Genomic DNA, 507 nt, shown 5'->3' on the forward strand with positions numbered 1-507 from the left:
CCGTGGCAGTACGCATATCCAGCGCCCCGGCCGCCGCCACGTTCAGCGACTGCCCGATCACCGCCTGGGCCAGGCGTACATCCGCGTCGCCTTCAAGGCGCGCATCGCCATCGGCCACCAGATCGCCCACGGCGAGCAGCCCACCTGCCGTGGCGGCCAGATCGCCCCCGCTGCGCAGCTGCTGCACATCCATCGCACCCGACGCCTCCAACTGCATCCCCGCCCCGGAGGACAGCGTCTGCGCTACCAGCGTGGCACCAGTGATTCCGCTCAGCGCCCCCTGCGCCTGCAGTTCGCCAATGCCCATCGCCCCGCCGCTGCGAAGCTGCGCATCGCCGCCGACCATGGCAGTACGCATATCCAGCGCCCCGGCCGCCGCCACGTTCAGCGACTGCCCGATCACCGCCTGGGCCAGGCGTACATCCGCGTCGCCTTCAAGGCGCGCATCGCCATCGGCCATCAGGTCGCCCACGGCGAGCAGCCCACCTGCCGTGGCGGCCAGATCGC

1 pseudogene is annotated in these 507 nt (G+C 71.6%); it reads right to left on the minus strand.

The features are described from left to right. Window positions 1–507 (minus strand): annotated as a pseudogene (locus tag QMX81_RS20920) (hypothetical protein); the annotation flags it as partial.

Source organism: Stenotrophomonas sp. PS02301 (genome assembly GCF_029959485.1).
GTDB classification, from domain to species: Bacteria; Pseudomonadota; Gammaproteobacteria; order Xanthomonadales; family Xanthomonadaceae; genus Stenotrophomonas; species Stenotrophomonas maltophilia_Z.